13 protein-coding genes are annotated in these 14,269 nt (G+C 73.8%); 7 read left to right on the forward strand and 6 right to left on the reverse strand.

Features of this window, described 5'->3' with window-relative positions; genetic code table 11:
* Window positions 1-91 precede the first annotated feature (91 nt).
* The 3 genes from AB0N31_RS28490 to AB0N31_RS28500 form a co-directional block, all read right to left on the reverse strand.
* Window positions 92-1,066, reverse strand: coding sequence for a DUF389 domain-containing protein (locus AB0N31_RS28490; protein ID WP_366061305.1), 975 nt, complete (start codon window positions 1,064-1,066; stop codon window positions 92-94).
* A 58-nt stretch (window positions 1,067-1,124) separates the two neighbouring features.
* Complete coding sequence (coaA, locus tag AB0N31_RS28495; protein WP_366061306.1) at window positions 1,125-2,114, reverse strand: type I pantothenate kinase; 990 nt, start codon at window positions 2,112-2,114, stop codon at window positions 1,125-1,127.
* Between the two features lie 127 nt (window positions 2,115-2,241).
* Window positions 2,242-2,616, reverse strand: a complete 375-nt coding sequence (locus AB0N31_RS28500; protein WP_366061307.1) for a hypothetical protein — start codon at window positions 2,614-2,616, stop codon at window positions 2,242-2,244.
* 615 nt (window positions 2,617-3,231) lie between these two features.
* Between AB0N31_RS28500 and glmS the strand changes: the two genes are divergently transcribed.
* Window positions 3,232-5,079 carry a glutamine--fructose-6-phosphate transaminase (isomerizing) gene (gene glmS / locus AB0N31_RS28505; RefSeq protein WP_366061308.1) on the forward strand — a complete coding sequence of 616 codons (1,848 nt, stop codon included), beginning with the start codon at window positions 3,232-3,234 and terminating at the stop codon, window positions 5,077-5,079.
* A 12-nt stretch (window positions 5,080-5,091) separates the two neighbouring features.
* On the opposite strand, the gene AB0N31_RS28510 is transcribed toward glmS, so the two are convergent.
* Window positions 5,092-6,837, reverse strand: coding sequence for an insulinase family protein (locus AB0N31_RS28510; protein WP_366061309.1), 1,746 nt, complete (start codon window positions 6,835-6,837; stop codon window positions 5,092-5,094).
* Between the two features lie 14 nt (window positions 6,838-6,851).
* Window positions 6,852-7,811, reverse strand: coding sequence for a hypothetical protein (locus AB0N31_RS28515; RefSeq protein ID WP_366061310.1), 960 nt, complete (start codon window positions 7,809-7,811; stop codon window positions 6,852-6,854).
* Window positions 7,812-8,035: 224 nt separating this feature from the next.
* Between AB0N31_RS28515 and AB0N31_RS28520 the strand changes: the two genes are divergently transcribed.
* The 6 genes from AB0N31_RS28520 to AB0N31_RS28545 all read left to right on the forward strand — a co-directional run bounded on the left by AB0N31_RS28520 (window position 8,036) and on the right by AB0N31_RS28545 (window position 13,586).
* Window positions 8,036-8,407: a holo-ACP synthase gene (locus tag AB0N31_RS28520; protein WP_366061311.1), complete on the forward strand. Its 372-nt coding sequence runs from the start codon at window positions 8,036-8,038 to the stop codon at window positions 8,405-8,407.
* A 66-nt stretch (window positions 8,408-8,473) separates the two neighbouring features.
* Window positions 8,474-9,910, forward strand: a complete 1,437-nt coding sequence (locus tag AB0N31_RS28525; RefSeq protein WP_366061312.1) for an NAD(P)H-hydrate dehydratase — start codon at window positions 8,474-8,476, stop codon at window positions 9,908-9,910.
* A 136-nt stretch (window positions 9,911-10,046) separates the two neighbouring features.
* Window positions 10,047-11,225 carry an alanine racemase gene (alr, locus tag AB0N31_RS28530; protein ID WP_366061313.1) on the forward strand — a complete coding sequence of 393 codons (1,179 nt, stop codon included), beginning with the start codon at window positions 10,047-10,049 and terminating at the stop codon, window positions 11,223-11,225.
* A gap of 154 nt (window positions 11,226-11,379) precedes the next feature.
* Window positions 11,380-12,633, forward strand: coding sequence for an alpha/beta hydrolase (locus AB0N31_RS28535; protein WP_366061314.1), 1,254 nt, complete (start codon window positions 11,380-11,382; stop codon window positions 12,631-12,633).
* Window positions 12,599-13,111, forward strand: a complete 513-nt coding sequence (tsaE, locus tag AB0N31_RS28540; RefSeq protein WP_366061315.1) for a tRNA (adenosine(37)-N6)-threonylcarbamoyltransferase complex ATPase subunit type 1 TsaE — start codon at window positions 12,599-12,601, stop codon at window positions 13,109-13,111. The genes AB0N31_RS28535 and tsaE overlap by 35 nt, the downstream gene beginning before the upstream one ends.
* Before the next feature lie 292 nt (window positions 13,112-13,403).
* Complete coding sequence (locus AB0N31_RS28545) at window positions 13,404-13,586, forward strand: hypothetical protein (RefSeq protein ID WP_366061316.1); 183 nt, start codon at window positions 13,404-13,406, stop codon at window positions 13,584-13,586.
* A 44-nt stretch (window positions 13,587-13,630) separates the two neighbouring features.
* On the opposite strand, the gene AB0N31_RS28550 is transcribed toward AB0N31_RS28545, so the two are convergent.
* Entirely contained in the window at window positions 13,631-14,179 is a 549-nt protein-coding gene (locus AB0N31_RS28550) for a hypothetical protein (RefSeq protein ID WP_366061317.1), read from the reverse strand.
* Between the last annotated feature and the right edge of the window lie 90 nt (window positions 14,180-14,269).

Raw genomic sequence — 14,269 nt, forward strand, 5'->3', positions numbered from 1 at the left:
ACCCCGGCCATCTCCTCAGGTGTCACACCAGCACAACGACACCCACGAACAAACAGACACGCCACCCACGAGTGAAGATGACCAAGCCCTACTAGGCCCGCGGGGCGGATTTCGCCCCGGCCGGCGGGTGGGGCGTCGTCTGACGCCTCCTCGTCAGCGACCAGAGCCACTTCTGCACCAGCAGGGTCAGGGTTCCCGCCAGGACGATGGCCAGCAGGTTCAGCAGGAGTTGTTCCGAGGAGCGCAGGGTCTGGTTGGTGTCGCCGTAGGTCAGGGCCACGGCCGCGTTGGCGGCGGCCGGGACGGTGGTGACCGAGATGGCGACGCCGACCAGGGCGCCCGACTTCGCCGAGGTGAGGGAGAGGGTGCCGGCGGCACCGGCGAGGACCGCCACCACGAAGGAGAACCAGTCCGGGGCGTAGACGAATCCCGTGTTCGGACGGTCGCCCTCCAGCTGGTCCTTGGTGAACAGGCCCACGGCGTCCATGAAGAGGCTGAAGCCCGCCGTCACCGCCATCGCCGCGGCGAAGCCCACCAGCAGGGCGACCAGGGAACGCAGGGCCAGGCGCGGCGCGCGCTGCACGGCCGCCGTGCAGATGCCGGCCAGGGGGCCGAACTCCGGGCCGACCGCCATCGCGCCCACGATCAGGATCGCGTTGTCGAGCACCACACCGCAGGCCGCGATCATCGTGGCCAGGGTGATGAAGGCGACGTAGGTGACCGAGAGGGTCGACTCCTCGTGAGTCGCCTCGACCAGGTGCTCCCACAGGACCGCGTCGGCGGCTTCGCCCGGCGCCTCCGCCTCGGCCCGGTCGGCTCGCCGGGACAGTGACAGGTCGATGTTCTCGGCGGCGATCGAGCCGGTGTCCTCCAGGCCCAATTCCTGCAGTTCGGTCAGGAGTTGGTCGCCCGCCTCGCGTGCCACGTCGCACATGACGACGTCGCCCCCGGGATCGCGGGCGGCGCCCGGCAGCACCACCAGGTGGGTGGCGCCGACCGTGTTCTCGATCAGGCGGACCGCGTCGTCGGTGCGGTCGGGCGGAGTGATCAGGCGCAGGTGCAGCATGGCGCCCTTTCTAACAGGCGCGGACCGCGGGTCGCCCCACAGGGGCGGCGGGCTCGGATCAGAGCTTGCGCAGGCTCAGTCGTTGCACCTTGTGATCCGGGCCCTTGCGCAGGACGAGGGCCGCGCGGCCGCGGGTGGGGGCGATGTTCTCCACCAGGTTGGGCTTGTTGATGGTGCGCCACATCGTGCGGGCGTAGTCGAGGGCCTCGTCCTCGGAGACCTGGGTGTACTTGCGGAAGTACGAGTGCGGGTCCTGGAAGGCGGTCGCGCGCAGCTTGCGGAAGCGGTTGAGGTACCAGCGTTCGATGTCCTCGACGCGGGCGTCGACGTACACGCTGAAGTCGAAGTAGTCGGCGAGACCGACGCGGGTGCGGCCGTCCTTGCCGGGGAGCGCGGGCTGGAGGACGTTCAGGCCCTCGACGATGAGGATGTCGGGGCGGCGGACCGTGAGGCGACGGTCGGGCACGATGTCGTAGATCAGGTGGGAGTAGACGGGGGCGGTGACCTCGCCCTTCCCGGCCTTGACGTCGGCGACGAACCGGGTGAGGGCGCGGCGGTCGTACGACTCGGGGAAACCTTTCCGCGACATCAGGCCGCGGGACTCCAGTTCCCTGGTGGGCAGCAGGAAGCCGTCGGTGGTGACCAGCTCGACGCGCGGGTGTTCCGGCCAGCGAGACAGGAGGGCCTGGAGGAGGCGGGCGACTGTGGACTTGCCCACCGCCACCGAGCCGGCGACCCCTATGACGAACGGGGTGCCGGACTGGGATCCCTGTTCGCCGAGGAAGGTGTTCAGGGCCGAGCGCAGGCCGTCGGTGGCGCCCACGTAGAGGTTCAGCAGCCGGGACAGCGGGAGGTAGATGTCACGGACCTCGTCGAGATCGATGACGTCACCGAGGCCGCGCAGCTGCTCGACCTCCTCGGCCGTGAGGGGCTGCGGCGTCTTGTCGCGCAGCGCGCTCCACTCGGAACGGGTGAGGTCGACGTAGGGAGTCGCCTCCGGCCGGTGCCGGTGGGCGCTCCGCGGTATCGAGGAGACCGGAGAGATCACAGTCCATTGTTAACGGAGTTCGAACAGGATGGCAGGTGGGATCCGTCACCCCGGCGCGATGCCCGCGCCCCTCGGGAGGGGACACGGGCACCGGGCTGCTCAGCGGGTCACTCGCCGGTCCAGTGGCTCACTCGTTGAACCACTCGGACCACACGCAGCCGCCGCCGTCCCAGCAGACCCGCATCTGGTAGCTGGCCAGCTGGCCGATGTTGTAGCCCTTCTTGTCGCAGCCGGAGTCGCCGCCGTCGTCGATGGTGGTGGCCACCGACACCAGGCCGCTGGCGTTGCGGACGAACAGGGTGCCCGTGACTCCGTAGCCGTCGGCCTTGGTGTCGCAGACCTTGAAGACGTCCCCGTCGTCGATGAACTTCATGTACCCGCGGCCGTTCGGCAGGGTGATGGTCTTGTCGCTGACGGCCTGGGCCGGAGCGGACAGGGAGACCGCCAGGGCGGCGGCGGCCGCGCCGACCAGGGCGACGCGGGTGATCGTGGACTTGATCATCGGATTCCTCTCTTCTCGGGGCACGCGAAGACCCCGGGCGTGACGGAAGAAGGTCGTCGTGCCGGAGGGGTGACAGTGATCACCGGGACGGCGCTTCGCCTCGGCCCACGCGCCCACGTCGGGGGCGCGCCGGGCATGCCGGTTCCGCCCGCGGCCGATCAGGCTGAACGGAGCGGACGTGCGTACGGCGTGACGAAAGAGGTGCGGCCCGCACCGAACGTGTCGGTCCGGCGTGGCCGAGAAGTGGAAAGCGCCTGGATGTGACGGGCGGTCAGCGTGGCGCGAGCGGCGCCGGCGACGGCCGGTCCGGCCGTGTCCGTCGTCCGAGACGCTGCGCATGAGCAGGCGTGGAACACACGGCCCGCAGGTATGACGACATGCAAGGTCCTCCCCGTAGCGACACTGTTCCCCCGGTCGCCGACCGGACTGCGCGACGGCCGATGTGGTCAAGATCAGCCAGGCGCGAAGCCAGTCTAGGCACGGGCGTTCGAGGCGGCAAGGGAGTTTCTGAAGGAACGTGAGGTGTCGCCGAGGCATGCGTACCCCCGTGGGAATTTCCGAATTCGGGCACGTGGAGGCCCTTTCGGGGCGCCGTCCCGCCGTACGCTGCCGGTCATGTGTGGAATCGTGGGATACGTGGGGTCTCAGCCGGCCCTCGAGGTCGTCATGGCCGGACTGAAGCGGCTGGAGTACCGGGGATACGACTCGGCGGGCGTCGCCGTCCTGGCGGACGGAGGGCTCGCCGCCGCCAAGAAGGCGGGCAAACTCGTCAATCTGGAGAAGGAACTGGGGGCCCGGCCGCTGCCGACCGGGACGACCGGCCTCGGGCACACGCGGTGGGCCACGCACGGCGGGCCCACCGACGCCAACGCCCATCCGCACCTCGACAACGCCGGACGCGTCTGCGTCGTGCACAACGGGATCATCGAGAACTTCGCCGCGCTGCGGGCCGAGTTGGCCGAGCGCGGGCACGAGCTGCGCTCCGAGACCGACACCGAGGCCGTGGCCCATCTGCTCGCCGAGGAGCACGCGGGCACCGGTGACCTCGCGGAGGCCATGCGGCTGGTGTGCCGGCGGCTGGAGGGGGCGTTCACGCTCGTCGCGGTGCACGCCGACGAGCCGGACGTGGTGGTCGGGGCACGCCGCAACTCGCCGCTGGTGGTGGGCGTCGGGGACGGTGAGGCCTTCCTCGCCTCGGACGTCGCCGCGTTCATCGCCCACACGCGGTCGGCGATCGAGCTGGGCCAGGACCAGGTGGTGGAGCTGCGCCGGGACGGGGTGACGGTCACCGGCTTCGACGGCCGTCCGGCCGAGGTGCGGTCCTACCACGTCGACTGGGACGCGTCGGCCGCGGAGAAGGGGGGTTACGACTACTTCATGCTCAAGGAGATCGCCGAGCAGCCCAAGGCCGTCGCCGACACCCTGCTCGGCCGGATCGACGCGACGGGATCGCTGACGCTGGACGAGGTGCGGATCAGCGCTCCGGAGCTGCGCGAGCTGGACAAGGTGGTCATCGTCGCCTGCGGTACGGCCTTCCACGCGGGACTCATCGCCAAGTACGCCATCGAGCACTGGACGCGCATCCCGTGCGAGGTGGAGCTGGCGAGCGAGTTCCGTTACCGGGACCCCATCCTCGACCAGCAGACGCTGGTGATCGCGATCTCGCAGTCCGGCGAGACCATGGACACCCTGATGGCGCTGCGGCACGCCCGCGAGCAGGGCTCCAAGGTGCTGGCGATCTGCAACACCAACGGGTCGACCATCCCGCGCGAGTCGGACGCGGTGCTGTACACCCATGCCGGGCCCGAGGTGGCCGTCGCCTCCACCAAGGCGTTCCTGACGCAGCTGGTGGCCTGCTACCTCGTCGCCCTGTACCTCGGCCAGGTGCGCGGCACCCAGTGGGGGGACGAGATCCGGGCCGTCGTGCGGGACCTGGCGCGGATCTCCGGGGAGGTCGAGCGGGTGCTGGAGACCATGGAGCCGGTGCGGGAGCTGGCGCGGTCGCTCGCCGGCAAGAACACCGTGCTGTTCCTCGGCCGGCACGTGGGCCATCCGGTGGCCCTGGAGGGCGCGCTGAAGCTGAAGGAGCTGGCGTACATGCACGCCGAGGGCTTCGCGGCCGGTGAGCTGAAGCACGGGCCGATCGCGCTCATCGAGGAGGACCTGCCGGTCGTCGTCGTGGTGCCGTCCCCGCGGGGGCGGTCCGTGCTGCACGACAAGATCGTCTCCAACATCCAGGAGATCCGGGCGCGGGGCGCGCGGACGATCGTGATCGCGGAGGAGGGGGACGAGGCGGTCGTGCCGTACGCCGACCATCTCGTACGGATCCCCGCGACGCCGACGCTGTTGCAGCCGCTGGTGGCGACGGTGCCGTTGCAGGTGTTCGCCTGCGAGCTGGCCACGGCGCGGGGGAACGAGGTGGACCAGCCCCGGAACCTGGCGAAGTCGGTCACGGTGGAGTAGGCGCCCCGTCGCTCAGCCGCGGGCCTGCTTGCGGCGCAGGTTCGCCGTGCGGGTCCAGCGGAGCAGGGCCAGTTCCAGGGCGATGATCCCGAGCGTGCCCCCGATGGGCGGTACGCGGCCCTCGTCGATCCGGTCGGTGATCAGGTAGACGCCGAGTGCGGCCCAGGCCGCGGCCAGTACGGGCAGCAGGACGACGAGGGCCGTCCAGCCCCAGCCCCTCGCCCCGCGCCGCCCGACGGCGGGCTCCGGGGCCGGCCGGCGCGGCTGCGGGATCTGCTCGGGGGTGCGGGCCGGCATCGGGACGACGCACTCGGCGGGGACCGCCGCGTCCAGGGCCGCGACGCGTTCGGCGGTGACGCCCTCGAAGAGGGTCGGCTCGACGGTGACCGCGAAGCCGTCGTGGCCGGTGAGCGCGCGGGCGCCGTCCGGCCGGGTGGTCATCGCGGCACAGGCGTCGTAGCGGACCGTGACCGGGCCCTTCGGGGTCTCCAGGGTGACGCCCTCGGCGCCGATGACCAGCGCGACCCGGTCGTCCTCCCGGGAGGGGTGCCGGGTGCCGGTGACGGCGGCCGGCGAGGACTGGGGGGCCAGGGTGAAGCCGGCCCAGTCCACGCCCCGGCCGGGCACCTGGATCAGGGCGGAGTCCCAGGCCTGGCGGGCCACCTCGTGCAGGTCGGCGACCGTGACCGCGTTCAGCTCGGCCCGGTGCTGCTCGGGGGAGAGGAGCGGGTGCCCGAGCAGCACGCTCAGCGCGTACGACGGGAGACTGGCGGTGCCGAGGTCGGGGGTGTCGTACATCTTGAGCATCTTGCCGCGCACGGCGTCCAGTTCGGACTGCTCGATACGGCCCGCGCGCAGCCGGGCGAGGGCGTCGACGAAGCCGCCGACGACCGCGTCCTGCTTCTGCGGCAGGGAGTCCGCGTGGGCGGTGAGGGTGGCGTACCCGGCGTCGCGCGGGGAGTAGTCGGCCTCCGCGGTGTAGGAGTAACCGCCCTGCTGGCGCAGGTCGTGGAAGAGGGCCCGGCCGAGGACGTCGGCGAAGACGGCGGCCGCGGTGGAGCGGCGCAGCACCGAGGTGAGGACGACGTGGCCGTCGTCGCCGTGGATGTAGGCCGGGGTGACGGGCAGCGCGCTGGTCGCGGCCGGGGCCGGCGAGCGGGTCCCCGCGGGCAGGCCCAGGTCGAGGCCCTCCGGTACGTGGTCGCTGGTGATCCACAGCACCGCGTTGTCCCGGGTGAAGCGGGTCCCGGCCCAGTGCCGGACCTGGTCCGGGGTGAGGCTCCAGGTGCCCAGTTCGTTGTAGCTGGACAGGCCGTAGCCCTGGGCGCCGTAACGCCACAGCGCGAGCGGCGAGTGGGGGCCGCCGCCGCGGCTCGCCGCCTCCGTGCGCAGGATCTCCTTCTCGGTCTCCAGCCGGTCCATCGGCAGGTCCCGCAGGCCCGCGCACACGCTGTTGAGGTGGGTGACGACCTCCTCCTCGCTGCCGGTGACGTGGAAGAGGGTGTACGCGTTCGCCGTCGCGCCGTTGTAGTGCAGGTCGGACAGGCCGAGGCGGTGCAGGGCGAGGTGCTCGACGAGGTGCGTGATCCCGGCGGTGGCCAGGGTCTCGTCGGCGCGGCCCACCCGGAAGAACAGTCCGGCGCTGACCTCGTTCCCGGAGCCGGCGGTGTACAGGGTGGGGATGCCCTGGACGGTGGTGTGGGAGATCAGGCCGTCGAGAGCGGCGAGGCCGCTCGGGTCGTGCAGGTCGGTGGTCATGTGCCGGTGCCCCCTCAGGCCTGGGTCGCGAGCTTGCGGAACGTCAGGAACGACGCCTTCGGGTCGCCCGTGTACTGCCACGGGAACTCCGTGGCCCGGTCGCCGAGGAAGGCGAAGTGCGGGGCCGCGTCGGCGTGGTGGCCGCCCATCGAGAAGGCGAACGCGAAGGCGCTGTGCGCGCCGACGGAGTACCAGTCGGGGCGGTGGACGGGGTGCAGGACCGAGACCTGCGCGGCGAAGCGCAGATCGTCGCGGACCGGCACCCCGCGCAGGTAGGCCGCGTCGTCGGGACTGTCCAGGTCCAGCCAGTGCTCGATGTGGGCGAGGGCCACCACGGCGCCGGAGTTCGAGCCGTCCGGTGCGGCGGTCGCGCACTCGCGGGCGAAGGCGTGCGCCGCTTCCCAGGTGCCACCCCACTTCGGGCAGAGCTGCTGGAGCAGCTGCGTCTGCGCGCGGTAGTGGTGCGGGTGGTGGGCGGACAGCCGGTCGTAGCGGCGGCGCGCCTCGGCCTGCCCCAGCTGGAGGCCGCGCGCGGTGGTCAGCCGGACCGTCCAGGCGGGGCTGTACGCCGGCTGCTCCGCGCACACCTCGATCAGCAGTTGCTCGGCCCGGCGCAGCCAGGAGTGGAACTGCTCGAACTGGTCCCGCGAGACGTCCTGCGCGCGGGCGCCGCTGCGGATGTCCCAGCCGATGTGGACGTACCGTTCGGCGAGCAGGGTGCGCGGCAGGGGATCGGCGGGGAGTTCGGCGGCGGCCCGCTCCAGGAAGGTTTCGGCGCCGGGGGTCTCGGCGAGGACGGACGAGACCATCGAGATCTTCTCGGCCGAGTCCAGCCCCTTGACGAAGGCCCGGACGGCGGGCCAGTCACCGGCCCGCGCGGCCGTGCGCAGCGGGACCAGCTCGGGTGTGTTGTCGTACGGGTCGAAGGTCGGTCCCGGAGAGCCCGTGGATCCGCCTTTGGTGGTACTGCTCATGCCCCCGCCCCCTGGCGTTGCCGTCCGCGCGCGCCGACTGGCCCCCCAGGGCGCGGGCGGTGAAGTGATGATGTGACGTGTGCTGATCGGTCTGTGGTCGGTCTGCGGTCGGTCCGTGTGCGAGCGGTGCGACCGTGTGATCAAGTCGCCGCAGGCTAGCAGCCGGCTCCGACAGCCGCGTGGGCGACCGGGGCGGGCGGACCTCCCGCCGTAGGGTGCTCGGCATGAGCATCATCGGGGTCGGTATCGACGTGGCCGAGATCGACCGGTTCGCGGCATCGCTGGAACGTACGCCCGCGCTGGCCCAACGCCTTTTTCTGGAGAGCGAGTTGCTGCTGCCGAGCGGGGAGCGGCGGGGTATCGCCTCGCTCGCGGCCCGGTTCGCGGCGAAGGAGGCCCTCGCCAAGGCGCTGGGCGCTCCCGCGGGTCTGCTGTGGACGGACGCGGAGGTGTACGTGGAGGACAGCGGGCAGCCGCGGCTGCGGGTGTGCGGGAGCATCGCCGCCCGGGCCGCCGAACTGGGCGTGCAGTCCTGGCACGTGTCGCTCAGTCATGACGCCGGTGTCGCCTCGGCGGTGGTGATCGCGGAAGGGTGACCGCGGCGGGACGGGAGGGCGGGGCGGGTCCGCCCCCGGCGGGGGACCCGGTGTTTGACTGGGCTCATGCGTACTGCCTATTGCGTGGACACGGTCCGGGCCGCCGAGCGGGACCTGATGGCGCGGCTCCCGGAGGGCGCCCTGATGCAGCGGGCCGCCGCCGGGCTCGCCGCCGCCTGTGCCGATCTGATGGGGCGGGTGTACGGACGCCGGGTCGTCCTGCTCGTCGGGAGCGGCGACAACGGGGGTGACGCCCTGTACGCCGGGGCCCGGCTGGCCCGGCGCGGCGCGGGCGTGACGGCCGTGCCGCTCGCTCCCGGGCGTGCGCACGCCGGCGGGCTGGCCGCGTTGCTGCGGGCCGGTGGGCGGACCGTGGCGCCTCGGGACGCCGACGGGCCGATCCGGCGGGCCGACCTCGTCCTCGACGGCATCGTCGGGATCGGCGGGCGCGGCGGACTGCGCGAGGACGCGGCACGGCTCGCCGCGCTGGCCGACGCGTCCCGGGCCGCCGTCGTCGCCGTCGACCTGCCCAGCGGCGTCGAGGCCGACACGGGCGAGGTGCGGGGCGCCGCCGTGCGGGCCGACCTCACCGTGACCTTCGGGACCCACAAGCCGGCCCTGCTGGTCGATCCGGGGCGCGAGCACGCCGGGTCGGTGCGGCTCGTCGACATCGGCCTCGACCTGCCCGATGATCCGGAACTGGAGGCCCTCCAGCACGCCGACGTGGCCCGGCTGCTGCCCGTGCCGGGCGCCGCGAGCGACAAGTACCGGCGCGGGGTGGTCGGGATCGCCGCCGGGTCCGCGCGCTACCCGGGCGCGGCCGTCCTTGCGGTCGCCGGCGCGCTGCGGGGCGGGGCGGGAGCCGTACGGTACGTCGGGCCCGCCGGGCAGGCCGTGCTCGCGCGCTACCCCGAGACGCTGGTGTCCGACCGGGGGCCCGAGCGGGCCGGGCGGGTGCAGGCGTGGGTCGTCGGGCCCGGCGCCGGGGACGACGCCGGCACCGTGGCGGAGGTGCTCGCCTCCGACGTACCGGTGCTGATCGACGCGGACGGGCTGCGGCTCGCCGACGTGGACGCGGTGCGCGGGCGGGCGGCGCCGACGCTGATGACCCCGCATGCCGGGGAGGCGGCGGCGCTCCTGGGGGTGTCGCGGGAGGAGGTCGAGGCGGGGCGGCTGACCGCCGTGCGGGAGCTGGCGGGGCGGTACGGGGCGGCCGTGCTGCTGAAGGGAGCCACGACGGTGGTCGCGGGGGAGGGCGGTGCGGGCGCGGTGCGGGTGAACCCGACGGGGACGCCGTGGCTGGCCACGGCCGGCAGCGGGGACGTGCTCTCGGGGGTGGCGGGGTCGCTGCTGGCCGCGGGGTTGTCGGCGGTGGACGCCGGCAGCGCGGGGGCGTACCTGCACGGGCTGGCCGGGCGGTTCGCGGCGGCGGGCGCCCCGGTGGGGGCGCACGAGGTGGCGGAGGCGGTGGCGAGGGCCTGGCGCGATGTCGTACAGGAGTGAGACGGGGGAGGGTTCCCGCCCGCGCGGCCCCGGCCCCCGCCCCCCGGGAGGCCCCGGACCGGCGGGAACGCCCGTGCCGCCCGCCGTCCGGCCCGGCTCTCCGTGCGCGTCCGGGGGCTCTGAGAGACTGGGCGCGATGAGTGAGACTGCACAGCCGACCGCCGCCCCGCTGCGCGCCCGGGCCGAGATCGATCTGGCCGCGCTGCGGGCCAACGTGCGCGCGCTGCGCGCGAAGGCGCCCGGCGCGGCGTTCATGGCCGTGGTGAAGGCCGACGGATACGGCCACGGCGCGGTGCCCTGCGCCCGCGCCGCCGTCGAGGCGGGCGCCACCTGGATCGGCACCGCCACCCCGGAGGAGGCCCTCGCGCTGCGCGCCGGGGCGGGCCTGCCGGCGGACGTCCGGATCATGTGCTGGCTGTGGACTCCGGGCGGGCCCTGGCGGGAGGCCGTCGAGGCGGACCTGGACGTGTCCGTGAGCGGTGTGTGGGCGTTGCGCGAGGCAGTCGAGGGGGCGCGGCTCGCCGGGCGGGCCGCCCGCGTACAGCTCAAGGCCGACACGGGCCTCGGGCGCAACGGCTGCCAGCCCGCCGACTGGCCCGAACTGGTCGCCGAGGCGCTGCGCGCCGAGCGCGCGGGCCTCGTCCGGATCACCGGCCTGTGGTCGCACTTCGCCTGCGCCGACGAACCCGGCCACCCGTCCGTCGCCGCCCAGCTCACCCGCTTCCGCGAGATGCTGGCGTACGCCGAGGAGCACGGCGTACGGCCCGAGGTGCGGCACATCGCCAACTCGCCGGCCGTGCTGACCCTCCCCGAGACCCACTTCGACCTGGTCCGGCCGGGCATCGCCATGTACGGCGTCTCCCCGAGCCCCGAGCTGGGCTCCGCCGCCGACCTCGGACTGCGCCCGGTGATGACGCTGTCGGCCTCGCTGGCCCTGGTCAAGCACGTGCCGGGCGGCCACGGCGTCAGCTACGGCCACCACTACACGACCCCCGGCGAGACCACCCTCGGCCTGGTCCCCCTCGGCTACGCCGACGGCGTCCCCCGGCACGCCTCCGGCACCGGTCCCGTCCTCGTCGGCGGCAAGTGGCGTACGGTCGCCGGGCGGATTGCGATGGACCAGTTCGTCGTCGACCTGGGCGGCGACGAACCCGCCCCCGGGGAGGAGGCCGTGCTCTTCGGCCCCGGCGACCGGGGCGAGCCCACCGCCGAGGACTGGGCGCAGGCCGCGGGCACCATCGCGTACGAGATCGTCACGCGCATCGGAGGACGCGTCCCGCGCGTCTACGCGGGCGAGGCGGACCGGACGCCGTGAGCGCGTTCTTCTGAGCGCGCCCGCGTCCCCCGTACATGCGCAGGCGATTCATGTGCATGCGATTCATGTGAACGAGGAACCAAACGGGTGTCCGCGCGCCGGGCACCCCGGCACCCGGCGGCATCCGGCGACACCCGGCGAAGAGGAGCGGTACGTGAGCGAGAGCAGCGCGGAGGCGTTGGCGGGTGCCGCCTCGGCGGTCGTCGACGCCGCCTCCGCCACGGGGGCCGGCGGCTGGCGCCGGGCGACCGGCATCGCGGGGGCCGCGATAGGCGTGATCGCCGCGGGCGCCGCCGCCGGAGTCGCCCTGGAGCGGATGACCGTCGGTCGGGGCATGCGGGCCAAGGCCCGCCTCGCCCTCGACTCGACGGGCCCGTACGGCGCCCTCCGCGGCACCCCCGGCAAGGCCTTCGCCGACGACGGCACCGAGCTGTACTACGAGGTCGACGACGTCGAGCCGCAGGGCGGACCGGCGAACCGTCGGCGCAGGCTGTTCGGCCGCAAGGCCCCGCTCCCCGTCACCGTCGTCTTCAGCCACGGCTACTGCCTCACCCAGGACTCCTGGCACTTCCAGCGGGCGGCCCTGCGGGGCGTCGTACGGACCGTGCACTGGGACCAGCGCAGCCACGGCCGGTCCGCGCGCGGCGCGGCCCAGCTGCGGGACGGCGAGCCGCTCACCATCGACCAGCTCGGACGCGACCTGAAGGCCGTCATCGACGCGGCCGCGCCGGAGGGGCCGATCGTGCTCGTCGGGCACTCGATGGGCGGCATGACCGTCATGGCGCTGGCCGCGCAGTTCCCCGAGCTGATCCTCGAGCGGGTCGTCGCCACCGCCTTCGTCGGTACGTCGTCCGGGCGGCTCGGCGAGGTGAACTTCGGCCTGCCGGTCGCCGGGGTGAACGCCGTGCGGCGGGTGCTGCCGGGCGTGCTGAAGGCGCTGGGCCAGCAGGCCGCGCTGGTGGAGAAGGGACGGCGGGCCACCGCCGATCTGTTCGCCGGGATCATCAAGCGGTACTCGTTCGCCTCGCGGGACGTGGATCCGGCCGTCGCCCGCTTCGCCGAGCGGATGATCGAGGGCACGCCGATCGACGTGGTCGCCGAGTTCTACCCGGCCTTCACCGACCACGACAAGACCGAGGCGCTCGCCTGCTTCAGCGACATGCCGGTACTGGTGCTGGCCGGCATCGGGGACCTGGTGACGCCGAGCGAACACAGCGAGGCCATCGCCGACCTGCTGCCGGACGCCGAACTGGTGCTCGTCCCCGACGCCGGTCACCTCGTGATGCTGGAGCACCCGGAGGTCGTCACCGACCGGCTCGCCGACCTGCTCACCCGCGCGGGTGCCGTACCGGCAGGCGTTACCGTGGGTGGCTATGGAAGCACCAGCAGCAGCGCGCAACCCGGCTGAGACCGAGCTGACCGTCACCTCCCCCGAGCAGATGCGGGACCTGGGCCGGCGCCTGGCCGAACTGCTGCGCGCGGGCGATCTCGTGATGCTCAGCGGCGAACTGGGCGCGGGCAAGACGACACTGACGCGCGGCCTCGGCGAGGGACTCGGTGTGCGGGGCGCGGTCACCTCGCCCACCTTCGTGATCGCCCGGGTCCACCCCTCCCTCCAGGGCGGTCCACCGCTCGTCCACGTCGACGCGTACCGCCTGGGCGGCGGGCTCGACGAGATGGAGGACCTGGACCTCGACGTGTCCCTGCCCGAGTCCGTGATCGTCGTGGAGTGGGGCGAGGGCAAGGTCGAGGAGCTGACCGAGGAGCGGCTCCAGGTGCGCATCCACCGGGCCGTGGGCGACACGACGGACGAGGTGCGGCAGGTGACGGTCACCGGTCTGGGCGACCGGTGGGCGTCGGCGGACCTGAGCGTGCTGGCGGCCTGAGCGGGGCGGCCGCGGGAGCCGGCCCGCGCCGGTGGCCCGAGCGCGCCGGTGGCCCGGGCCGGTCGGCGGCACCGGCTGATCGCCCGCCGCGGCCGCTCGCACGGGCGGGCCCGCTGCCCGGGTGTGCGGCGCGGGCGCGCGTCGCGGGCGGGCCGTGCCCCGACGAAGCGGACGAAGGTTCCGACAGGGCGTCGGCAAAATGTTGCGTTCGGCGTGCCGGGCGTGGTCACATGGTGTCCCGCCCTTGGTTAGGTCTACCTAACTAGGTCCGCCCGGCCCCCAGGAGGCGTCCATGCCGGCCACCGAGCCCCAGGCCCCGCGGCGGCCCTCCGCCCTCGCCGGGGTGTCCATGCGCGACCTGCTGGCGTCCTGTGCCGCCGCGGAGGCCGTGTCCCGGCCGCCGCGCGAGCCCGAGCCCGCGCACCCCGGGAAGCGGCCCGCCCACGACGGGAAGCGGCACCGCGAAGCCGCCTGAACATCCGTCCCCGTCACCCCCCGTCACCGGGGCCGCCACGGCGTCTAGCGGATCACGACGACCCGCCGGCCGATCGTCGCGAACTTCCAGACGGCGTTCCCGTCCGCCCGTGAGGCACGGATGCCGCCCGTCTTCGCGGCCGGGTCGGGGGCCGGCGTCGAGCCGTCGACCGCCGCGCTGAAGCCGATCGACACACCCTTGACGCCGGTGAAGCGCACCACGTGCTCGATGGGGGTGCCGTCGGTGCCGGTGACGGCGCCCGAGCGGGAGGTGACGGCGTAGGTGCCGGGGAGCGGGTCGACGCTGCCGGGGGTGACCTGGAAGGTGTGCTCGGCCCTGCCGTCCGCGTTCACCAGCCACACCCGGTCGTCGGCCGTCGAGTACACCACCCGCGCGCCCGTGCCGGAGCCGGCCGGCAGCGCGGTGGGGTTCCTGGTGTCGCGCGGCGCCTTCGTCGTCGAGGCGGAGGCGCTCGCGCGCGGCGCGGCGAGGTCGGCCGGCACGCTCGCCGAGGCCTGGTAGGCGAGGAACCCGACGGTCGCGACGGCCGCCGCGGTGAGCACGGCCACGAAAGTCGAGCTGCTGCCTGCCACCGCGACCACCTCTTCGTCGGACGTCCGTGCCTCGCCGCGACGTTAGCAGTCGGTGGCCTCCGTGCCCGGGCGGCCGTGCCCGGGCCCCGC

Source organism: Streptomyces sp. NPDC051051 (genome assembly GCF_040682975.1).
Lineage (GTDB): Bacteria > Actinomycetota > Actinomycetes > Streptomycetales > Streptomycetaceae > Streptomyces.